Source organism: Borborobacter xinjiangensis (assembly GCF_047739745.1).
Taxonomy (GTDB): Bacteria; Pseudomonadota; Alphaproteobacteria; order Rhizobiales; family Rhizobiaceae; genus Pseudaminobacter.
In genome coordinates this window covers 237,363-259,844 of sequence record NZ_JBLLVA010000003.1, presented here as the reverse complement: position 1 = coordinate 259,844, position 22,482 = coordinate 237,363, and the positions used below count along the sequence as shown (strand labels likewise).

Here is a 22,482-nt window from a genome sequence, read left to right as displayed (position 1 = left end):
CGACCGGCTTCCTCAACAGTTCCACAATTTCCCGCCAGAATACCGGCAGGGAGGATCGACCGATGATGTCCCGCATTTTGCCGGTCCTGGCGCTGGTCGCGCTCGTTGCCGGCTGCACCACCATGACGCCCGAGGAACGCCGCGCCGCCGACGAGGCGCAGTGCCGCTCCTATGGTTTCATGAAACGCAACGATGCCTTTGCCGAATGCCTGCAAAGGCTGGACCTCGACCGGCGGGCGGACCTGCGCTACCGCTCGGATTTCGATACATGGCACCGGCCGATGATCATATACCGCTCTGGGCCTGGCTGGATCGACCGCTACTAAAGATGCGTCTGGAGTGCGGCGGTCATCGGTAGTTTCCTCTCGCCACACGGTGCAGGCTGGGCTATGCGTGAGCTTTACGGGCGATTGCCTGGTTAGGTCCGACCCAATCGAAAGAAGCCATGAACCTGCGCCGCGCCCTGTCTTTTCCCAAGACGAATCTCGTACTTGCCGGCGTTATCATAATGCTGGTCGGCGATTTTTTCTTTGCGTTGAACGATGCGATGGGGAAGTGGCTGGTGGCGAGTTACTCCGTTGGCCAGGTGCTGCTCATCCGCTCCTGCGGCGCCTTTCTGGTGCTGGGGCCGATGCTGATGCGGCAAGGAACGGCCAAGCTGTTTCGCATGGAACGGCTTGATCTCCAGATATTTCGCGTCTCCATGGCAACCGCCGATGTCGGCCTTTTCTACGCCGCTGTCGTCTATCTGCCGCTGGCCGACGTCATGACCTTCTATATGGCAGCGCCGATCTATGTCGCGGCGCTGTCGCACTTCTTCCTTGGCGAGAAGGTTCGCTGGCGACGCTGGCTGGCCATCATCATCGGCTTCTGCGGCGTCGTGATTGCGCTTCGCCCATCTTCGGCTTCGCTTTCGCCGGCTTCGATTTTCGCGCTGGTGGGAAGTCTGTCCTTCGCGATCATGCTCATCCTCAATCGCCGGCTGCGCGGCACCCCCGACGTCACGCTCGTCACCTGGCAGACGGTCGGCGCGCTGGTGGTCGGACTGCTTATGAGCATCGGAACCTGGCAGACGCCGGGGCCGCTCGATCTCTTCGCGCTGCTGCTGCTCGGCGTCGTCTCCGGCACCGCCCACATGATGATCACCAGGGCGCTGAAGCTGGCGCCCGCCTCGACGCTGGCGCCGCTGCAATACACTCTGCTGCTATGGGCGGTGGTATTCGGCGTGGTGTTCTTCGGCGACATTCCGGACAGCCAGATGCTGATCGGCTCGGCCATCATCGTCGTTGCCGGACTGTTCATCTTCCATCGCCAGAACGTCGTCACGGAGGTGCCGCCCGAGAACGTGCCGCGCAACGTTCATTGAGGCCGGGACGGGGCCATGGCGTTCACCATCAGGCAGTTGCAGTTCTTCGTCGCCGTGGCCGAGCAGGGCACCGTGTCGGGCGCGGCGCAGAACCTGTCCATTTCGCAATCGGCCGTCACCGATGCCATCAAAGATCTGGAGCGTGATCTTGGCGTCGAATTGTTCGAGCGCCACCCGCGCGGCCTGAACATCACCCACAAGGGCCACCAGTTCCTGCGCCACGCCACCAAGATCCTCGCCGATGTTTCGGATGCGCGGCGCACATTTTCCGACGACAAGGAGCTTGCGACCGGGCGCCTGCAACTTGGCGTCACCTCGCTCGTCGCCGGCTATGTGCTTTCCGATCTGCTGGCACGTTATCGCCGCGCCTTTCCCTCGATCGAAATCTCGGCAATCGAGGACAATGGCGACTATCTCGAGCATCTGCTGATCGGTGGCGAACTCGATGTCGCGGTGATGGTCATCTCCAATCTTCGTGACCGCCTGGCGTTGCAGGCCGAAATCCTCGAGGTCTCGCCATACCGCCTGTGGCTGCCGCTCGGCCATACGCTGGCCGGCGCCGACATCATCGGCATCAACGACATTGCCACCGAGCCGCTGATAATGCTGACGGTCGATGAGATCGAGGAAAACACCGGCAAGCTCCTCGCCGCCTTTGGCGCGCGCCCGCATGTCGCCTTCCGCACCCGCTCGGTAGAGGCGGTGCGCAGTCTTGTCGCCACCGGAGCCGGCGTGGCGCTGCTGCCCGACCTTGTCTATCGGCCATGGTCGCTTGAAGGCGATCGCATCGAGTCGCGCGACATCTCCGGCTCGCTGCCGGTCGTGCAAGTCGGCATGGTCTGGCGGCGCGGCTCCAGCCTGCCGCAGGCGGCGCGCGATTTCATAGGCATCGCTCAGTCGCAGCGCCAGCCGCGCCAGCGGGCTTGAGCGACGATCTATCGGTAAAACCGATATCGGCCTTCTGATAAATCCGTTTGCGAATGCTTTTTTTTCGGCTCACCTTCTCGTTCGAGGAGCAGGACCGTGCTGCAGCGCGGTTCTTAAAATGGGAGGCCTGACATGAAATCCGTTTTGAAATCCTGCACGGCGATTGCTGTGGCGCTGACGTTTTCCGGGCAGGCGCCGGCACAAGACATGCTGCAGTCGCTCGGCGCCGGCGAGGGGGAGGTCAACATCATCGCCTGGCCCGGCTATATCGAGCGTGGCGAGACCGATAAGTCCTACGACTGGGTCACGGGTTTCGAGAAGGAGACCGGCTGCAAGGTCAACGTCAAGACCGCCGCTACCTCCGACGAGATGGTCGCGCTGATGAACGAGGGCGGCTTCGATCTGGTCACCGCCTCGGGCGACGCTTCGCTGCGGCTTGTTGCGGGCAAGCGTGTGCAACCGATAAACCTCGATCTGATCCCGAGTTGGAAGACGGTGGACGAGCGCCTGCAGAATGCGCCGTGGTTTACCGTGGATGGTGTGCACTACGGCGTTCCCTACCAATGGGGCCCGAACGTGCTGATGTACAACACCAATGTATTCAAGGAGGCTCCCAAGAGCTGGAATGTCGTGTTCGAGCCGATGGACCTGCCCGACGGCAAGCCGAACAAGGGGCGCATCCAGGCCTATGACGGTCCCATCCATATCGCCGATGCCGCCAACTATCTGATGGCCCACAAGCCCGAGCTCGGTATCAAGAGCCCGTACGAATTGAACGAGGACCAGTACAAGGCGGCGCTCGACCTGCTCAGGGTTCAGCGCACGCTCGCCGGTCGCTACTGGCACGACGCCATGATCCAGGTCGACGACTTCAAGAACGAGGGCGTCGTGGCGTCGGGGTCCTGGCCGTTCCAGGTCAACCTGCTTGCCGCTGAAAAGCAGCCGGTTGCCTCGACGATCCCCGAGGAGGGGGCAACGGGCTGGGCCGACACCACCATGATGCATGTCGACAGCCCGCATCCCAACTGCGCCTATATGTGGATGGAGCACTCGCTGTCGCCCAAGGTGCAGGGTGACCTCGCCGCCTGGTTCGGCTCCAATCCGGCCGTGCCGGCGGCCTGCAAGGGCAACGAGCTTCTGACCGACGAAGGCTGCAAGACCAATGGCTTCGAGGATTTCGAAAAGATCAAGTTCTGGCGCACGCCCGTCGCGAAATGCGAACAGGGCGAATGCGTGCCCTATTACCGCTGGGTGTCTGACTATATCGGCGTGATCGGCGGGCGGTGACGCTCTTTACTTCCCCTCGATGGGGAGGGTCGGGCCAAAGGGCCGGGGTGGAATGACCTCTGCGTGTCACGGTTCACCCCACCCGCGGCTTCGCCGCGTCCTCCCCATCGAGGGGAGGTAAGCGCCTAGCGACGCCAGTTCCGTGCAACGAGCCCTGAATTGCCGAGACAACCAATGACCGCAGCCGTAACCTTCCAGAAAGTCTCGCGCCATTTCGGAGCAGTCAGGGCCGTCGATGCGGTCGATCTCGACATCGCGCAGGGCGAGTTCTTCGCCATGCTCGGGCCGTCCGGCTCCGGCAAGACCACCTGCCTGCGACTGATCGCCGGCTTCGAGCAGCCGACCGCTGGCAGCATTTCCATCTTCAGCGAGCGCGCCGAAGGCGTGCCGCCATATCGCCGCAACGTCAACACGGTGTTTCAGGACTACGCGCTGTTCCCGCATCTGAACGTGCTCGACAATGTCGCCTACGGGCTGATGGTCAAGGGCGTGCCGCGTCCGGAGCGCGCCAGAGCAGCCAATGAGGCGCTGGAACTGGTGCGATTGCCGGGCTACGGCGCGCGCCGTCCCGGCCAGCTTTCCGGCGGCCAGCGCCAGCGCGTCGCGCTGGCACGCGCGCTCGTCAACAAGCCCAAGGTGCTGCTGCTGGACGAGCCGCTGGGCGCGCTCGATCTGAAGCTGCGCGAAAACATGCAGGAGGAACTGAAACTTCTCCAGCGCGCGCTCGGCATCACCTTCGTCTTCGTAACGCACGACCAGGGCGAGGCGCTGTCGATGGCCGACCGGGTTGCCGTGTTCGACAATGGTCGCGTCATGCAGATCGGCGCTCCACAGGATATTTACGAGCGGCCTGCCTCCCGTTTCGTCGCCGATTTCGTCGGCTCCTCCAACGTGCTGCCGCCGGACTTCGTGCAGCGCTGTTGCGGCCAGCGCCGTTGGGGCAGCCTCCGTCCCGAATCCATCCGTGTAGCCCCTGGAGCAACCGGCGAAGGCGTGGTGGCGCGCGTCGTTTCACGGCACTATCTCGGCGCCGCCACCAAGCTCGCGCTCGACGCCGATGGCTTGAGGCTGCACGCCACCATGCCCGCCGGCACTGCGCTGCCCGCAGATGGCGATCATGTCGTTCTCACCTTCAATCGCGACCAACTCCATCTGATGGAGGAGCAGGCGTGAGCGCGCAGGCGGCTATGGTGGCAAGCGAGGCCCCGGCACTGTTGCCAAGCCGCGGCGGCATCTCTGGTGCGCTGTCCGATACGCTTTGGCGCAGGCCGAAGCTTCTTCTGCTGCTGATGCTGACGCCACCCCTTTTGTGGCTCGGCATCGTCTATCTTGGTTCGCTGTTTGCGCTGCTGTTGCAGAGCTTCTTTTCGATCGACGAGTTCTCCGGCCTTATCAACCGCGAATTCACACTCAAGACCTACGGCGAACTGCTGCGGCCGTCCAATCTCGACATCATCATCCGCACCGTCACCATGGCTGCCTGTGTCACGCTCGCCTCGGCGGTGGTGGCCTTCCCGATCGCCTATTACGCAGCGCGCTATGCGCGCGGCAAATGGAAAGCGCTGTTTTATCTCGGCGTCATGCTGCCTCTCTGGTCCAGCTACCTGGTGAAGATTTATGCCTGGAAGCTGATCCTCGCCAAGGAAGGCATATTGACCTGGCTTTTCGCCCAGCTGCACCTCACCTGGCTGCTCGATGCCTGGCTGTCGCTGCCCTATGTTGGCGGCAATTCGCTGTCGGTTTCCTTTACCGGCACCTTCATCGTCTTCGTCTATGTCTGGCTGCCCTTCATGATCCTGCCGATCCAGGCAGCACTCGAGCGCGTGCCCGGAAACCTTGTCGAAGCCTCGTCCGACCTCGGCGCCTCGCCCGGCCAGACCTTTCGCAATGTGCTGTTCCCGCTGGCGCTGCCGGGCATCGTCGCCGGCTCGATCTTCACCTTCTCGCTGACGCTCGGCGACTACATCATTCCGCAGATCATCGGCACGTCGCGACTGTTCATCGGCCAGGCGGTCTATGCCCATCAGGGCACCGCCGGCAACATTCCGCTGGCCGCTGCCTTCACCGTGGTGCCGGTGGTAGTCATGGGCTTCTATCTCTGGGGAGCCAAGCGCATGGGGGCCTTCGATGCGCTCTGAACGTAGTCAATCGGCTCCCTTGAGCTTGAAACTCGCGGCCGCGGCGGGCTTGCTCTTCCTGCACCTGCCTATCCTGATCATCTTCGTCTACGCGTTTACCACCGAAGAGAAGAGCTATCAGTGGCCGCCGCCCGGCTTCACCGCGCAATGGCTTGCCGTTGCCTGGAATCGGCCGGACGTATGGGAGACGCTGAAGCTCTCGGTGCAGGTCGCATCGATTTCGACAGCGATCGCCCTGGTGCTCGGCACGCTCTGCGCCGCAGCCGTCAGCCAGACGAGATTCTTCGGCCGCGAAGTGATTTCGCTGCTGGTCATATTGCCGATCGCGCTGCCCGGCATCATCACCGGCATTGCGCTGCGCTCGGCCTTCAATCTTGCCGAGATCCCGTTTTCGTTCTGGACGATCATCCTCGGTCACGCCACCTTCTGCGTGGTGGTGGTCTACAACAATGCCGTCGCCCGCTTCCGCCGTACCTCCGGTTCGCTGATCGAAGCTTCGATGGATCTCGGCGCCGATGGCTTCCAGACGTTCCGCTATGTGATCCTGCCGAATCTTGGCACCGCCTTGCTCGCCGGCGGCATGCTGGCTTTCGCGCTGTCATTCGACGAGGTCATCGTCACCACCTTCACCGCCGGTCAGCAGCAGACACTGCCGATATGGATGCTGGAAGAACTCGTGCGCCCGCGCCAGCGCCCGGTCACCAATGTCGTGGCGATGGCCGTCGTGCTGGTGACGCTGCTGCCGATCCTTGCCGCCTACTATCTCACTCGCGATGGCGACCAGGTCGCCGGGGCCGGAAAATAAGAGCTGAAAGGACGAGAACCATGGATATCGAGATGCTGTTAGGCTCACGCTTCGAAAAAGGCACCGAGACCGAGGAGCCGATCCTCAATCCCAGGACCGGCGAGACGATACTGAAGCTGCCCGAGGCAAGTTCGGCGCAGATCGACGCTGCGGTTGCCGCAGCCGGAAAAGCGTTCGCCGATTGGTCGCGCACTACCCCTGCCCAGCGCTCCGCCTATCTGCTGAAGATCGCCGACCGCATCGAGGCCGAAGCGGAAGAGTTTGCCAAGCTGGAAGCACTGAACTGCGGTAAGCCGATCAATGCCGTGCTCAACGATGAAATCCCGGCCATCGTCGACTGCTACCGCTTCTTCGCCGGCGCGGTTCGCTCCATGCCGGGCCAGGTTGCGGGCGAATATCTGCCCGGCCATACCTCGATGGTGCGCCGTGATCCGATAGGTGTCGTTGCCTCCATTGCGCCGTGGAACTATCCGCTGATGATGATGGCCTGGAAGCTCGCACCGGCGATCGCCGGCGGCAACACTGTCGTCTTCAAGCCATCCGAGCAGACGCCGCTGACGGCGCTGAAGCTCGCCAAGGTCCTGGCCGAAGTGCTTCCGGAGGGCGTGGTCAATGTCGTGCTCGGGCGCGGAGAAAGCGTCGGCAACACGCTGATCAACCATCCGAAGGTCAACATGGTTTCGATCACCGGTGATGTGGCCACCGGCAAGAAGGTGCTGCAGGCGGCCGCAAAGACGGTCAAGCGCACCCATCTGGAGCTTGGCGGCAAGGCGCCGGTGATCGTGTTCGACGATGCCGATCTGGAAGCGGTGGTGAGCGGGCTGCGCGCCTTTGGTTACTACAATGCCGGGCAGGATTGCACCGCCGCCTGCCGCATCTACGCCGGCGGCAAGATCTACGACAAGCTCGTCGCCGACCTGTCGTCCGCCGTCTCGACCATCAAATACAATCAGTCCGACGATACCGAAAACGAGATCGGCCCGCTGATCTCCAGTCGCCAGCGCGACCGGGTCGCCAGCTTTGTCGAACGTGCGTCCGAGTTGAAGCATGTCGAGATCACCACCGGTGGCAACAAGGTCGAAGGCGGTGGTTTCTTTTACCAGCCGACGGTGGTTGCCGGCGCGCTCCAGGAAGACGAGATCGTGCGCCGTGAAGTGTTCGGCCCGGTGGTTTCGGTCACGCGCTTTTCGGATGTCGACGAGGCGGTCGATTGGGCCAATGATTCAGACTATGGACTGGCATCGTCGGTCTGGACCAAGGACGTGTCCCGCGCCATGGCGACCGCTTCGCGGCTGCAATATGGCTGCACCTGGATCAACACGCATTTCATGCTCACCAACGAGATGCCGCATGGCGGGTTGAAGCAGTCCGGATATGGCAAGGACATGTCGCTCTATGCGCTGGAGGACTACACGGCCGTGCGCCACGTCATGATCGCGCATGGGTGAGGAGCGGTCGCCGCAGGCGATCAATCGACAACGATTTGTCGATTGAAGAAACCAACGCGCGGAGCCATAGCGAAGGCCGGCAGGCGTCCGGTTTCGAGCAAAGCGAGACGGCATGCCTGCGAAATGCAGACAGATCTGCAAACGCCGGAGGCGCGCCGTTTTGGCAGCTTGGTGTTCCGCCCGAATTGCACTATCTGAAACGCTGGGAAATATTTCGCAATTCGGCTGGGCTTCGGCAGCGCGAAATGAAGGGATGCCATGACAAGCGTGACCAAGGAAATCGTTCTTCAACATCTGAAGACTGTCACCGGTCCTGATTTTTCTGGAGACATCGTCAGCCTGGGTCTGGTTTCCGACATCTTCATCGCTGACGGCAAGGTATTCTTCTCGATCACCGTGCCTGCTGCCCGCGCCAAGGAAATGGAGCCGTTGCGTCTGGCGGCCGAACGCGTCGTCAAGGCAATTCCGGGGGTTGCCGGCGCAATGGTGGCGTTGACGGCCGAAAAGAAGGGCGGCGGCATGGAAGCCCCGGTTCAGCCGCGCCCGGCCGCACCCCGGCCGGCACCTGCCGCGCCGCATGCGCCTGCCGGCCACCAGCAGGGCAAGCGCGGCGTGCCGGGCATCGAGGCGATCATCGCCGTCGCGTCCGGCAAAGGCGGCGTCGGCAAGTCGACCACCGCCGTAAACATCGCTCTCGGGCTTCTGGCCAACGGGCTGAAGGTTGGCGTTCTGGATGCCGATATCTACGGCCCCTCGATGCCGCGCCTCCTGAAGATTTCCGGCCGCCCGCAGACAGTTGGCGGCAAGGTGCTGAAGCCGATGGAGAACTACGGCCTCAAGGTCATGTCGATGGGCTTCCTCGTCGATGAAGAAACGCCGATGATCTGGCGCGGACCGATGGTCATGTCGGCGCTCACGCAAATGCTGCGCGAGGTCGAGTGGGGTCCGCTCGACGTGCTGGTGGTCGACATGCCGCCCGGCACCGGCGATGCGCAACTCACCATGGCCCAGCAGGTGCCGCTGGCCGGCGCGGTGATCGTCTCCACCCCGCAGGACCTTGCCCTGATCGATGCGCGCAAGGGGCTCAACATGTTCAAGAAGGTCGAGGTGCCGCTTCTCGGCATCGTCGAGAACATGAGCTATTTCATCGCTCCGGATACCGGCAAGCGCTACGACATCTTCGGTCATGGCGGCGCCAGGAACGAAGCCGAACGGCTGGGCGTCACCTTCCTTGGCGAGGTGCCGCTTGAAATGGGCATTCGTGAGAGCTCGGATGCCGGCGCGCCGGTCGTCGCTTCCAGACCAGATGGGCCGGAAGCGAAAATCTACCGCGACATCGCCTCCAAGGTCTGGGAGCGCATCAAGCAAGAGCGCGGCGCCGCCGAATCGACTGTTCCGAGCATCGTGTTCGAATAGGCGAACGTACTCCGGAGACCAGCGGGAGCGGCAGCAGATCGAGAGCCGTTGCGGCCGATCTTCGCCGTCACGGACTGGATCCGGCGCTTCCTCCGCTTGCGCTCGGTCGGCGGATGACGCCGCCGCGCTACCCCGCGCTCACCTTCTCGTTGAAGCTGGAAAAAAACTGTCCGGCGAGCTTCTTTGAGGTCGAACTGATCAGCCGGCTGCCGAGCTGGGCGATCTTGCCGCCGACATCGGCCTTGGCCTCGTATTTGAGCACCGTGGTGTCGGGCCCGTCCTCCGTCAGCGTCACGTCCGCCCCGCCTTTGGCGAAGCCGGCGACCCCACCCTTGCCCTCGCCGACGATGGTGTAGGAGTGCGGGGGCTTCAGGTTCTTCAGCGTCACCTCGCCGGCAAAGGTCGCCTTGATCGGGCCGATCTTCAGGACGACGGTTGCCGCCATTTCGGTCGGCGACTTCATCTCCAGGCTTTGGCAACCTGGAATACACTCCTTGAGTATGTCGGGATCGTTCAGCGCTTCCCACACTTTCTGGATGGGGGCCGTGATCTGTTCTTCGCCTTCGATGACGAGAGCCATGTCTTCCTCCCGGCTGAAACAATTGAAGACGTAACCCAGACCTCCGCGCCTGTCTATCGAACCAAAGTGCCGGAACCCACCCACACTTGCCGGCGATGCCGCCTTGCCATATCCATCGGTCACCGCATTTCGGGAGGATGCCATGACCGGTGCCGCCACGCGAAAGAAGTTCCGCTCGCAGGAATGGTTCGACAATCCCGACAATCCCGGCATGACCGCGCTCTATCTGGAGCGCTATCTCAACTACGGGCTGACCCGCGAGGAACTGCAATCGGGCAAGCCGCTGATCGGCATCGCCCAGACCGGCTCGGACCTTTCGCCCTGCAACCGCCATCACCTTGAACTTGCCAAGCGAGTCCGCGCCGGCATCGAGGCGGCCGGCGGCATCCCGCTGGAATTTCCCTGCCACCCGATCCAGGAAACCGGCAAGCGCCCCACCGCCGCGCTTGACCGCAACCTTGCCTATCTGAGCCTGGTCGAGGTGCTCTACGGCTATCCGCTCGACGGCGTGGTGCTGACCATTGGCTGCGACAAGACCACGCCGGCGCTGCTGATGGCGGCGGCGACCGTCAATATCCCGGCGATCGCGCTTTCGGTCGGCCCGATGCTCAATGGCTGGCACAAGGGCAGGCGCACGGGCTCCGGCACCATCATCTGGGAATCGCGCCAGCTTCTTGCCGCCGGCGAGATAGACTACAGCGAGTTCATGGAGATCGTCGCCTCGTCGGCGCCTTCGGTCGGCTACTGCAACACGATGGGCACGGCCACCACCATGAACAGTCTTGCCGAGGCGCTCGGCATGGAATTGCCGGGCGGGGCGGCAATCCCGGCGCCCTACCGGGAGCGCGGACAGATTTCCTACAAAACCGGCAAGCGCATCGTCGCCATGGTCCATGAGGATCTGAAGCCCTCCGATATCATGACGCGCGAGGCTTTTGAGAATGCCATTGTCGTGAATTCAGCGATCGGCGGCTCGACCAACGCGCCGATCCATCTCAATGCCATCGCCCGTCACCTCGGCGTGAAGCTCGACAATGACGACTGGCAGGCGATCGGCCACAAGATTCCGCTGCTGGTCAATCTTCAGCCGGCCGGCGAATATCTCGGCGAGGACTATCACCATGCCGGCGGCGTGCCGGCGGTTGTGAAGGAACTGCTCGAGGCCGGCCTTCTGCCGCATCCCGATGCCATGACTGTGAACGGCCGCTCGATCGGGGAAAACTGCGCGAATGCCGAAAACCTCAATCCAGAGGTGATCCGTTCGGCTGCCAATCCCCTGAAAGAGGAGGCCGGCTTCATCAACCTGAAGGGCAATCTGTTCGACAGCGCCATCATGAAGACCAGCGTGATCTCACCTGAATTCCGCGAACGTTACCTTTCCAATCCGAAGGACCCGGAGGCGTTCGAAGGCACGGCGATGGTGTTCGACGGGCCGGAAGACTATCACGCCCGCATCGACGATCCGGCGCTCGGCATCGACGAAAACACCGTGCTTTTCATGCGCGGGGCAGGGCCGGTCAGCTATCCAGGCGGCGCCGAAGTCGTCAACATGCAGCCGCCCGCCTATCTCATCAAGAAGGGCGTGCATTCGCTGCCCTGCATTGGTGATGGCCGCCAATCGGGCACTTCCGGTTCGCCATCCATCCTCAACGCCTCGCCGGAAGCCGCTGCCGGCGGCGGATTGGCGCTGTTGCGATCAGGCGACAGGGTGCGCATTGATCTGAGGCGAGGCACGGCCGACATCCTCGTCACCGATGACGAAATCACACGCCGGCGCGCCGAACTCCAGAATGACGGCGGCTACCGCTACCCGGATCATCAGACGCCGTGGCAGGAAATCCAGCGCGGCATGGTCGATCAACTGGCCGATGGTATGGTGCTGAAACCGGCGGTCAAATATCAGCGCGTGGCGCAGGCGAAGGGCATTCCGCGCGACAACCATTGAGGTGGCGGCTTAACGCTCTCCACGAGCGGACCACTGTGTCTGGCGCTCATCCGGCCGCTTCGCGGCCACCTTCTCCCGGGGAAGAAGAGGGCGCTGTTACTGCCGCCGTCTCTCCTCTCCCCTGGGGGAGAGGACGCGAGCGAAGCGAGCGTGTGAGGGGGGATATGTGGCCCCACCCTAAGGGGAGGTAAGGCGCAGCCTCACGCTGCCTTCTTGCGTGCCAGTCTCGCCTTGATGCTGGTGACGTCGGCGCGCGGCGTGGCGGCGAACAGCGTTTTGGTGTAGCTGTGCTTCGGGTTGGAAAACACCTCGTCACGCGACCCATATTCCACCGCCTCGCCGAAATACATCACCATCACCTCGTCGGCGATGTAGCGCACGACGGAAAGGTCATGGCTGATGAAGACATAGGTGAGCTGGAATTCGTCCTGGAGATCGGCGAGCAGGTTGAGCACCTGCGCCTGCACGGAAAGATCGAGCGCCGACACCGGCTCGTCCAGCACCAAAAGGCTGGGGTTCAGCATCAGCGCGCGCGCAATGGCGATGCGCTGGCGCTGCCCGCCGGAAAACATATGCGGATAGCGGTTGAAGTGCTCCGGGCCGAGCCCGACCTTGGTCAGCATCTGCATGGCCCGGTCGCGCCGTTCGGCGGCCGGCATGCCGGTATTGATCTTCAGCGGTTCGCCGAGCACATCGCCGATCTTCTGGCGCGGATTGAGCGAGCCGTAGGGGTTCTGGAACACGATCTGCACCTTGCGGCGCAGTTCCGGCGTCAGCGCGTCCTTGCCGATGTCCATCTTGTGGCCGTCGATGAAAAGCTCGCCCGAGGTCGCCGGATCGATCAGCGTGATGATGCGGGCAAGCGTGGACTTGCCGCAGCCGCTCTCGCCGACGATCGCCAGCGTCTTGCCCTTCTCGACCGAAAAGCTGACGCCCTTGACGGCGTGCACGGTGCGCGCCTGCGAAAACAGCCCGCCCGCGACATGATAGTCGCGCACGATGTTCCTGGCTTCTAGAACGATCTCGGTCATGCGGGCGTCCCCTCCGCCTCGGCCACGTAATCGGCGATGGTCGGCAGCCGGTCGCCGGTGGCGTTGTCGGGCAGCGCTGAAAGCAGCGCCTTGGTGTAGTTGTGCTTCGGACTCTCGAACAGCGAAAGCACGTCGGCCTCTTCCATCTTGCGGCCCTTGTACTGGACAATAACGCGATCGGCCGTCTCGGCGACCACGCCCATATTGTGGGTGATCATGATCAGGCCCATGCCATGCTCGGCCTGGAGCTTCATCAACAGGTCGAGGATCTGCTTCTGGATCGTCACGTCGAGCGCGGTCGTCGGCTCGTCGGCGATCAGCAGCTTGGGATTGCAGGCGATGGCGATGGCGATCATCACGCGCTGGCACTGGCCGCCCGACATCTGGTGCGGATAGGAGCCAAGCCGCTGCTCCGGCTCGGCAATGCCAACCTGGTGCAGCAGTTCGATGGCCCGGGCACGGCGCTTGGCGCGGTCCATGCCCATATGGACGCGCAGCACCTCCTCGATCTGGAAGCCGACGGTAAAGCAGGGATTGAGACTCGCCATCGGCTCCTGGAAGATCATCGCCATGTCCTTGCCGATCAGCTTGCGGCGATCGGCTTCGGAGAGCGAAAGCAGGTCGCGTCCGTTGAAGCTCATGCGGTCGGCCGTCACCTTGGCGGTCCACGGCAGCAGGCCCATCACCGCCAGCATCGACACCGACTTGCCGGAGCCCGACTCGCCGACGATCGCCAGCACCTCGCGCTCATGTACGGTCAGCGACACGCCGTCGACGGCGCGGAACTGGCCTGAAGCCGTGGTGAACTCGACGACCAGATTTTCGATTTCAAGCAGAGCCATCGGTCACGACCTCTTCAGCTTGGGGTCAAGTGCGTCGCGCAACCCGTCGCCGACCAGATTGATCGCAAGCACCGTGATCAGGATCGCCAGGCCGGGGAAGGTCACCACCCACCAGGCGCGCAGGATGAATTCGCGTGCTTCGGCAAGCATCGTGCCCCATTCCGGCGTCGGCGGCTGTGCACCCATGCCGAGGAAGCCGAGTGCGGCCGCATCGAGAATGGCGTTGGAGAAGGACAGCGTGGCCTGCACGATCAGCGGGCCCATGCAGTTGGGCAGGATCGTCCTGAACATCAGCCGCAGCGGCCCGGCCCCGGCGACTTTCGCGGCAGTCACATAGTCACGGGTCTTCTCCGCCATCACTGCCGCGCGGGTCAGCCGCACGAAATGCGGCTGCAATACCAAAGCGATGGCAATCATCGCATTGGTGAGGCCAGGCCCAAGCACGGCAACCAGCACCAGCGCCAGAAGCAGTGACGGGAAGGCCAGGATGATATCCATGATCCGCATGATCACGGTATCGATCCAGCCGCGATAGTAGCCCGCGATCACGCCGATGATGATGCCGCCCGCAAGCGCGATCGTGGTGACGATGACGCCGATGAACAGCGAGTAGCGCGTGCCGTAGAGAAGCCGCGAAAGCATGTCGCGCCCGACAGCGTCCGTGCCGAGAAGGAAGCTGGCATGGCCTCCGGCCTCCCAGAATGGCGGCACCAGAACGGCGTCGCGATACTGCGCGCTCGGAGAGTGCGGCGCCAGCAGCGGCGCCAGCAGCGCCACGACAACGAGCAGGATGAACACCCACAAGCCGATGACTGCGCCGCGGTTTTCCGAGAAATAGTACCAGAATTCGGCAAGCCGAGCGCGCCGGGAAGGATCGGTGGCGACGGCGGGAGCGATGGTCGTATCGGTCATGACCTGGCCTCCTCAGTGCCGGATGCGCGGGTTGATGAGGCCGTAGAGCAGGTCCACGCCCAGATTGACCAGCATGATGATGCCGGCAATCAGAAGCAGGCCGCCCTGGATCACGGCATAATCCCGCCGGAAGACGGAATCGACCATCCATTTGCCGATGCCCGGCCAGGAGAAGATCGTCTCGGTCAGGATGGCACCGGCCATCAGCACGCCGACCTGCAGTCCGATGGTGGTAATGACCGGTATCATCGCATTGCGCAGCGCGTGGATGCCGATCACCCGCCAGGGCGACAGGCCCTTGGCACGAGCCGTCCGGACATAGTCCTCGCCGAGAACTTCGAGCATCGCCGAGCGCGTCTGTCGCGCAATGACGGCGAGCGGGATGGTGCTCAGCACGATCGAGGGCAGGATGAGGTGGCTGACGGCGGACTTGAACGCGCCGCTCTCGCCTGAAAGCAGCGAGTCGATCAGCATGAAGCCGGTGACCGGCGGGAAGAAATACATGAGCGAAATACGGCCCGAAACCGGCGTCCATTGGAGGATGCCCGCAAACAGGATGATCAGCAGCAGGCCCCACCAGAAGATCGGCATCGAATAGCCGACGAGTGCGGCTCCCATGATCGACTGGTCGAAGAAGGAGCCGCGCTTGATTGCCGCGAATATTCCCGCCGGGATGCCGATCAGCACGGCAATGACTATGGCGCAGAACGAAAGCTCCAGCGTTGCCGGAAACAGCGCGAAGAACTGGTCAAGGATCGGCTTCTTGGTGACGATGGAGGTGCCGAAATCGCCGGTCAGAACGCCGCCCAGATAGTCAAGATACTGGATCGGCAACGGGCGGTCGAAACCGAGCGCGTGCGAAATCTCCGCATGGCGTTCGGGCGACATTACCCGCTCTCCGGCCAGCAGGGCCACAGGATCGCCGGGAAGCAGCCTTATGAAGGAAAAAGCGATGATCGAGACCCCGATGAAGGTGGGGATCAGGACGGCGAACCGCCCCAGCAGGAACCGGAGCATTTCAAACCTTTGATGTCTATGATGAGCGTTCCGCTCTTGGCGGCAGGATAGCACAAATGCATCTCAGGGGCGCCTGCCACGCAAGCGCCCCCGGATTGCCGAGGTCGGAGCCGATTTATTCGGCGAGGTCGACGCCTTCGAACGCGAAGTCGCCGAGCGGGCTCTGTACGAAGCCCTGGACTTCCTTGCGCATTGGCACGACGGAGAGCGAGTGGTCGAGCGTCGCCCACGGGGCTTCGCGCTTGAACACCACCTGCGCCTGCTCGTAGAGCTTCGTGCGCTCGGCCTGGTCGGCCGTCGCCTTGGCATCGAGCACCAGCTTGTCGAACTCCTCGTTGCACCACTGGGCGCGGTTGTTGCCGCCGACGGCGTCACAGCCAAGCAGCGTGTGGAGGAAGTTGTCCGGGTCGCCATTGTCGCCGGTCCAGCCGAGGATCACCGCACCGTCGCGATCCTTGGCCTTGGAGCGCTCCAGATATTCGGCCCATTCGTAGGACACGACCTCGACCTTGACGCCGATCTGCGCGAAATCCGACTGGATCAGCTCGGCGGCGCGGCGCGCGTTGAGCATGTAGGGGCGCGACACCGGCATGGCCCAGACCTTCATCGAGAGGTCCTTGACGCCGGCTTCCTCGAGCATCTTCTTGGCGGCTTCGGGATCGTATTTGTCGTCCTCGATGGCGTCGTTGTAAGACCACATCGTCGGCGGGATCGGGTTCTTGGCGGGCGTCGCCGCGCCCTGGAACACCGCGTCGATGATGGCCTGCTTGTTGATGGCCATGTTCAGCGCCTTGCGGACCTCGACCTTGTCGAAGGGCGCCTGCGTCGTATTGTAGGCCAGATAGGCGACGTTGAGCCCTTCCTGCTCCATCACCTTGAGCGCCGGGTCCGCCTTCATCGCCTCGACGTCGGCCGAGTTCGGATAGGGCATCAGGTGGCACTCGCCGGCCTTGAGTTTCTGGTAGCGCACGGCGGCGTCGGTGGTGATGGCGAACACCAGATCGTCGATCTTCTGCTTGCCGCCCCAATAGTCCGGATTGGCCTTGTAGCGGATCACCGCGTCCTGCTGGTAGCCGACGAACTGGTAAGGCCCGGTGCCGAGCGGCATCTGGTTGAGCTGTTCCTTCTTGCCGTCAGCTTCGAGCTTGTCGGCATATTCCTTCGACATGATCGAGATGAACGGCATCGCCAGATTGGCGAGGAACGGCGCTTCTTCCTTGTTGAGGGTGATCTTGACCGTCATGTCGTCGACCTTCTCGATCGACTTGATCAGTTCCGGCATGCCCATGCCGTTGAAATATTCCCAGGAAGCGCCCGCGACATACTGGTTCCAGGGATTGTCCTTGTTGAGCTGGCGCTCGAAGGAGAAAATGACGTCGTCGGCATTCAGCTCACGCGTCGGCGTGAAGAACTCGGTGGTCTGGAATTTGACGCCTGGCCGCAGCTTGAAGGTGTATTCCAGGCCGTCCTCGGAGATTTCCCAGCTTTCGGCAAGACCAGCGACCGGATTGGTGGTGCCGGGCTCGAACTCGAGCAGGCGATTGTAGACTGTGTGCGCCGCCGCGTCGAAGGTGGTGCCTGCCGTGTAAAGACCAGGATCAAACCCCTCCGGCGATCCTTCCGAGCAGTAGACGAAAGTTTTCGCGCTGGCCGCCCCGCTGAGGACGGTTGCGGCCGCAAGCGCCGCCGCAAAAGTCAGCTTCTTGAACATCAACAACTCCCTGATATTTGCCGAGCCCCCTTAACAGGCTGGTAAGTACGCATATAAGCACCGTTTTTCGGCCATTGGAACACCCCGTTCACATACCGGTAGGTAACGGCATGAAAGTTTCGAAGTTCGGCAAAATCCGCTCGTATTATTTCAATTTTCGTGGACTTTACGAAATAGCCCGGATCGGCGGAGACTGCGCAAACGGCCTCGATGCTTGGCAGCGCGGCGTGCTGACGGCGTTACGCTGGGGTACGACTTGCGCGCTCGCGGTTTGTCACAATAGATGAAGGACAGGGTATTTTAACCGGCACGTCTTGCATGCTGCGACGTCCGGCTGCGAAGTGGTGAGGAACATAATCAGCGGGTACACATAAGGGAGGCAAGGAATGGCGAAGACGACCGGCAAGACACCCGAAGGCGCTGCGAAAAAGACCGCCGCCGGCCAGAAGGCGAAATCGTCGAAGACAACCCCCAAGCCGGCTCCAAAGGCTGGCGAAACGAAAGCGATGGCTGCCGAAAAGCCCGCCAGGTCGCCCGCAGTGAAAAACGCTGCATCCGCGAAAGCCTCGCCGGTGCGGGCAACGAAACCCAAGGCGGCGTCCAAACCGGTTTCCGAGAAGAAGTCTGCTACCGGGAAGCCGGGCGCGACTGCTGAGACGAAATCGTCGAAGACAACCGCCAAGGCCGCTGCGAAGGCTGACGAAACGAAAACCGCACCGGCAAAAAAGCCCGCCAGGTCGCCGGCTGCGAAAGGCGCCGCACCCGCGAAGTCCTCGCGGGCACGCGCATCGAAACCTGAAACGATCAAGGCGCAGCCTGAACCGGTTGCCAGGAAGACCACTGCCGAGAAGCCCGCCACCGCTGCCAAGGCGAAGCCGGCAAAGAGCGCCAAGCCAGGCGGCCACCGCAGGGGCCACAGGAAACCCTGGCTGAAATCCTATCCGGAGAACATGGCGGCTGAGATCGCTCCGCTGGCTGCAAGCTCGATCGGCGACATGCTGATCGAGGCGTCGAAGCAATATGCCGGCCGGCCGGCTTTTACTTGCATGGGCAAGACGATCAGCTTTGCCGAACTGGAGCGCCTGTCGACGGCCTTCGGGGCTTTCCTGCAGTCGAAAGGACTGGCGAAAGGCGCGCGTGTCGCGCTGATGATGCCGAACGTGCTGCCATATCCGATCGCCATGCTCGGCATTTTGCGGGCCGGCTTTACGGTGGTGAACGTCAATCCGCTCTACATGCCGCGCGAACTGGAGCATCAGCTCAAGGATTCGGGCGCTGAAGCAATCGTCATCCTGGAGAATTTTGCCCACACGCTTCAGGCTATCGCGGGCAAAACCCCGGTCAAGCATGTTGTCGTGGCAACGATGGGCGACATGCTCGGATTGAAGGGCCATCTGGTCAATCTGGTTGTACGCCGCGTCAAGAAGCTGGTGCCGGCCTGGTCGCTGCCGGGCCATATCCCGTTTCCCGCCGCCCTCAAGCAGGGTGCGGCCCGAACTTTCAAGCCGGTGAAGGTGACGGGCGACGACATTGCTTTCCTGCAATATACCGGCGGCACGACCGGCGTCTCAAAGGGCGCGGTGCTGCTTCACTCCAACGTGCTGTCCAATGTGGCGCAATTGGCGCTGTGGGTGGAGGATGCTTATACGCTCAAGCCGAAGCCGGCGCATCTCACCTATATTTGCGCGCTGCCGCTCTATCATATCTTCGCGCTCACGGTGAACGCCCTGATGGGCATTCAGCAGGGCGCGCACAATATCCTCATTCCCAACCCGCGCGACATCCCGGCCTTCGTGAAGGAATTGCGGAAGTATCAGTTCAACATATTGCCGGGCCTCAACACGCTCTTCAACGCGCTGCTCAACAACGAGGATTTCCGCAAGCTCGACTTCAAGTCGCTGATGTTGACGCTTGGCGGCGGCATGGCGGTGCAGCAGACCGTTGCCGAACGCTGGAAGACGCTGACCGGCTGCTCGATAACCGAGGGTTACGGCCTGTCGGAAACCTCTCCGGTGGCGACCGCGAACAAGTGCAGCGCCGGCGAATTCACCGGCACGATCGGCCTGCCGATCCCATCCACCGACATCGCCATACGTGATGAAGATGGCAAGGATCTGCCGTTCGGCGAGGTCGGCGAAATCTGCATTCGCGGGCCGCAGGTGATGGCCGGCTACTGGAATCGTCCCGACGAGACGGCCAAGGCGATGACCCGAGACGGGTTTTTCAAGACCGGCGACATGGGCTTCATGGATAAACACGGCTATACCAAGATCGTCGACCGCAAGAAGGACATGATCCTGGTCTCGGGCTTCAACGTCTATCCCAACGAGTTGGAGGATATCGTCGCCCGGCATCCCGGCGTTCTCGAGGTCGCCGCGGTGGGTGTTCCCGACGAGCACTCGGGCGAAGTGCCGAAGCTGTTCGTGGTCCGCAAGGATCCCGACCTGACTTCCGAAATCCTGCTCGCCTACTGCAAGGAAAACCTCACCGGCTACAAGCGGCCGAGACTCGTCGAGTTCCGGGATGAGCTGCCGAAAACCAATGTCGGCAAGATATTGAGGCGCGAGCTGAGGGGGTAGGGACGACGCGGCTCTTGCCGATGTTTGCCGCTCTATCGCAGCGCGGCGAACGCCTCCGCCGATATAGCTATTTCCTGCCGGCCAGGAACTCCGGCAGGTCGGCGATCGACTGCAGTATGACATCGGCCATCGGCGCCAGCGTCTCGCGCGTGCCGGTGCCGCTGAGCACGCCGATGGCAAGCCCGGCGCCACCAGCGCGAGCCATTTCCAGATCGTGGCGGTTATCGCCCACCATGGCGATTTCGCTGGGCCTCAGTCCGGTCAGGTCCGAAAAGGCATAGATCGCGTCGGGCGCCGGCTTGGGGTTGGCGACGGCATCGTAGCCATAGGCTGCGTCGAACATCTGCGCCACGCCCATGGCAAGCAGGGTCTTTTCGGCCCCGCTGGTCGAATCGTTGGTCGCCACCCCGAGACGGAAGCCCGAACGGTGAAGGCGGGCTATAGCCTCACGGCTTCCCGGTAGCGCCACCGATTGCGCCGCCCCTTGCTTGGCGGTGAAGGCATCGAAGCCGGCGGTCATCTTCTGCCGCTCTTTCGCTTCGACGCCCGGATACCAGAGCGCGACAATGTCGGCATTGGTACCCGCCGCAAACACCGAATCGGCCTTGAACGCGTGGCTGGCGAAATCGTAGCCGGCGGCAGCCAGCAGGTCGTCGGCACGGGCGCGGTCGCCGCATGCCGCCTGCAGGGCCAGCAGATCGCCTATGGCGAACCAAGTCGCCTGGAAATCGATGAGCGTTCCGTCCTTGTCGAAAAGGATGCCCTTGATGCCCCGCAAATCGCCTACTCCGTTGCCCTCAGCCTGTGGATATGGCGCACCAACCCGGTCGTTGAAGCATCGCCATGCGCGCCATCCGCTGTGCCTTCGACGACAGGAAGAAGCGCGGTCGCCAGTTCCTTGCCGAGTTCGACGCCCCATTGGTCGAAGGAGTTGATGCCGAACAAGGTTCCTTCCACGAAAACACGGTGCTCGTAAAGCGCGATCAGCCTGCCAAGGGTATGCGGGTCCAGTTTACGATAAAGGATGGTGATCGAAGGCCGGTTGCCGGAAAAGACCCGATGCGGCGCGATCCTGTCGACCTGATCGACCGGCATGTCCTTGGTCAGCATTTGCCGGCGCGCTTCCTCCAGGGTGCGGCCCTTCATCAGTGCTTCGGATTGGGCCAGGCAATTGGCAAGCAACAGATCGTGGTGATGGCGAAGGTCAGGCTCGTGGCCTTCCGCACCGGCGAGGAACTCGACCGGGATGATGTCGGTGCCCTGGTGCAGAAGCTGGAAGAAGGCATGCTGGCCGTTTGTGCCGGGCTCGCCCCAGACCAGCGGGCCGGTGGGCGTGGCCGCATGGCCGCCGTTCAACGTCACCTGCTTGCCGTTCGATTCCATGTCGAGCTGCTGCAGATAAGCCGGCAGCCGCGACAGGCGCTGTTCGTAGGGAATGACCGCGCGCGCCGGGTAGCCGCAGATCACGCGATGGAAGTAGCCGACCATCCCCATCACCACCGGCATGTTGCGCAAAAGCGGCGCTTCCTCGAAATGCCGGTCCATCTGACGCGCACCGGCAAGGAAGTCGCCGAAGCGCTGCGCGCCGATGGCGATCATCACCGGCAATCCGATCGCCGACCACAGCGAATAGCGGCCGCCGACCCAATCCCAGAAGCCGAAGACGCGGTCCGGCGCGATGCCGAAGGCGGCGACCTTGTCCAGAGCCGTTGAGACTGCGACGAAATGCTGACCGACCGCATCGCGTCCCAGTGCTTTTTCGATCCATGTGCGCGCTGTTTGCGCATTGGTCATCGTCTCCACCGTGGTGAAGGTCTTGGAGGCGATGATGAACAGCGTCGTTTCGGGATTGAGTCCTTTCAGCGTGTCGTGAATATGCGCGCCGTCGACATTAGAGACATAGTGCGCGCGCGGACCGTCATGATAGGGCGCCAGCGCCAACGTGGCCATGGCCGGTCCGAGGTCGGAGCCGCCGATGCCGATATTGACGATATCGGTGAATTTCCCGCCGCCTGAGCCCGTGATGGCGCCGGCCCGCACCGCCTCGGAAAAACGCCCCATGGCGTCGAGAACCGCACGCACATCCTTCATGACGTCGCTGCCGTCCATCATCAGGCTCGCCTGCGGTCCGGCCCGCAGCGCCGTATGAAGCACTGCGCGGTCCTCGGTGGCATTGATCCTGTCGCCGGAAAACATCGCCGCGCGCCGCTCCGGCAGCTTGGCCGCAAGCGCCAGCCGCTCCAGCAGTTTCATGGTCGAGGCGGTCACCGCGCATTTCGACCAGTCGAGCAGCAGGTCGCCTTCAGTGAGCGAGAACTTTTCGAAGCGCTGCCCATCGAGCTGGAACGCCTCGCGCATGTTTTTCGGCGCGTTGGCGAAATCGTCGCGCAGTGCCGTCAAGGCTGCATGAAAGGGAGTGTCTGTCACTGAATTCTCCATGGTCGTCGGAGCCATCGTGTTGGCACGCGATCTTGTCGG

The 22,482-nt window shown here is 62.6% G+C and carries 19 protein-coding genes; 11 read left to right on the top strand and 8 right to left on the bottom strand.

Translation table 11 applies throughout. The annotated features are described in order from the left end of the window. Positions 1-62 precede the first annotated feature (62 nt). The 9 genes from ACLKMW_RS05735 (at position 63) to ACLKMW_RS05695 (ending at position 9,387) form a co-directional block, all read left to right on the top strand. The gene (locus ACLKMW_RS05735) at positions 63-326 is read left to right on the top strand and encodes a hypothetical protein (RefSeq protein WP_415723428.1); all 264 of its coding nucleotides are present in this window, start codon (positions 63-65) and stop codon (positions 324-326) included. Between the two features lie 119 nt (positions 327-445). Beyond that, positions 446-1,366 carry a DMT family transporter gene (locus ACLKMW_RS05730; protein ID WP_415723427.1) on the top strand — a complete coding sequence of 307 codons (921 nt, stop codon included), beginning with the start codon at positions 446-448 and terminating at the stop codon, positions 1,364-1,366. A gap of 15 nt (positions 1,367-1,381) precedes the next feature. Next, a complete protein-coding gene (locus ACLKMW_RS05725) occupies positions 1,382-2,293 on the top strand; it encodes a LysR substrate-binding domain-containing protein (protein ID WP_415723426.1) in 912 nt (303 codons plus the stop codon). Between the two features lie 132 nt (positions 2,294-2,425). Next, a complete protein-coding gene (locus ACLKMW_RS05720; protein WP_415723425.1) occupies positions 2,426-3,580 on the top strand; it encodes an ABC transporter substrate-binding protein in 1,155 nt (384 codons plus the stop codon). Between the two features lie 174 nt (positions 3,581-3,754). Beyond that, entirely contained in the window at positions 3,755-4,753 is a 999-nt protein-coding gene (locus ACLKMW_RS05715) for an ABC transporter ATP-binding protein (protein ID WP_415723424.1), read from the top strand. 14 nt (positions 4,754-4,767) lie between these two features. Next, positions 4,768-5,718 (top strand): ABC transporter permease, encoded by a 951-nt coding sequence (locus ACLKMW_RS05710; RefSeq protein ID WP_415723614.1) that lies wholly within the window; start codon positions 4,768-4,770, stop codon positions 5,716-5,718. Continuing rightward, on the top strand, positions 5,708-6,523 hold the full coding sequence (locus ACLKMW_RS05705; protein ID WP_415723423.1) for an ABC transporter permease: 816 nt from the start codon (positions 5,708-5,710) through the stop codon (positions 6,521-6,523). The genes ACLKMW_RS05710 and ACLKMW_RS05705 overlap by 11 nt, the downstream gene beginning before the upstream one ends. Positions 6,524-6,543: 20 nt before the next feature. Beyond that, positions 6,544-7,971, top strand: coding sequence for a gamma-aminobutyraldehyde dehydrogenase (locus tag ACLKMW_RS05700; protein ID WP_415723422.1), 1,428 nt, complete (start codon positions 6,544-6,546; stop codon positions 7,969-7,971). 258 nt (positions 7,972-8,229) lie between these two features. After that, positions 8,230-9,387 carry an Mrp/NBP35 family ATP-binding protein gene (locus ACLKMW_RS05695; protein WP_415723421.1) on the top strand — a complete coding sequence of 386 codons (1,158 nt, stop codon included), beginning with the start codon at positions 8,230-8,232 and terminating at the stop codon, positions 9,385-9,387. A gap of 127 nt (positions 9,388-9,514) precedes the next feature. On the opposite strand, the gene ACLKMW_RS05690 is transcribed toward ACLKMW_RS05695, so the two are convergent. Continuing rightward, positions 9,515-9,967: an SRPBCC family protein gene (locus tag ACLKMW_RS05690; protein ID WP_415723420.1), complete on the bottom strand. Its 453-nt coding sequence runs from the start codon at positions 9,965-9,967 to the stop codon at positions 9,515-9,517. Between the two features lie 142 nt (positions 9,968-10,109). Between ACLKMW_RS05690 and ACLKMW_RS05685 the strand changes: the two genes are divergently transcribed. Beyond that, complete coding sequence (locus tag ACLKMW_RS05685) at positions 10,110-11,912, top strand: IlvD/Edd family dehydratase (protein ID WP_415723419.1); 1,803 nt, start codon at positions 10,110-10,112, stop codon at positions 11,910-11,912. A gap of 200 nt (positions 11,913-12,112) precedes the next feature. Here the strand turns inward: ACLKMW_RS05685 and ACLKMW_RS05680 are convergent, their stop codons facing one another. The 5 genes from ACLKMW_RS05680 to ACLKMW_RS05660 all read right to left on the bottom strand — a co-directional run bounded on the left by ACLKMW_RS05680 (position 12,113) and on the right by ACLKMW_RS05660 (position 17,425). Next, positions 12,113-12,943: a dipeptide ABC transporter ATP-binding protein gene (locus tag ACLKMW_RS05680; protein ID WP_415723418.1), complete on the bottom strand. Its 831-nt coding sequence runs from the start codon at positions 12,941-12,943 to the stop codon at positions 12,113-12,115. Beyond that, positions 12,940-13,785 (bottom strand): ABC transporter ATP-binding protein, encoded by an 846-nt coding sequence (locus ACLKMW_RS05675; protein ID WP_415723417.1) that lies wholly within the window; start codon positions 13,783-13,785, stop codon positions 12,940-12,942. Before ACLKMW_RS05675 ends, ACLKMW_RS05680 begins: the two co-directional genes overlap by 4 nt. A 3-nt stretch (positions 13,786-13,788) precedes the next feature. Further along, positions 13,789-14,697, bottom strand: a complete 909-nt coding sequence (locus tag ACLKMW_RS05670; RefSeq protein ID WP_415723416.1) for an ABC transporter permease subunit — start codon at positions 14,695-14,697, stop codon at positions 13,789-13,791. 12 nt (positions 14,698-14,709) lie between these two features. Then, entirely contained in the window at positions 14,710-15,714 is a 1,005-nt protein-coding gene (locus tag ACLKMW_RS05665) for an ABC transporter permease subunit (RefSeq protein ID WP_415723415.1), read from the bottom strand. Positions 15,715-15,829: 115 nt separating this feature from the next. Continuing rightward, a complete protein-coding gene (locus ACLKMW_RS05660; protein ID WP_415723414.1) occupies positions 15,830-17,425 on the bottom strand; it encodes an ABC transporter substrate-binding protein in 1,596 nt (531 codons plus the stop codon). A gap of 506 nt (positions 17,426-17,931) precedes the next feature. Here ACLKMW_RS05660 and ACLKMW_RS05655 point away from each other — a divergent pair. After that, positions 17,932-20,004, top strand: coding sequence for a long-chain-fatty-acid--CoA ligase (locus tag ACLKMW_RS05655; protein ID WP_415723613.1), 2,073 nt, complete (start codon positions 17,932-17,934; stop codon positions 20,002-20,004). 67 nt (positions 20,005-20,071) lie between these two features. On the opposite strand, the gene ACLKMW_RS05650 is transcribed toward ACLKMW_RS05655, so the two are convergent. Continuing rightward, positions 20,072-20,782: an HAD family hydrolase gene (locus ACLKMW_RS05650; RefSeq protein ID WP_415723413.1), complete on the bottom strand. Its 711-nt coding sequence runs from the start codon at positions 20,780-20,782 to the stop codon at positions 20,072-20,074. Positions 20,783-20,787: 5 nt separating this feature from the next. After that, positions 20,788-22,443 carry a glucose-6-phosphate isomerase gene (gene pgi, locus ACLKMW_RS05645; protein ID WP_415723612.1) on the bottom strand — a complete coding sequence of 552 codons (1,656 nt, stop codon included), beginning with the start codon at positions 22,441-22,443 and terminating at the stop codon, positions 20,788-20,790. Positions 22,444-22,482: the final 39 nt, after the last annotated feature.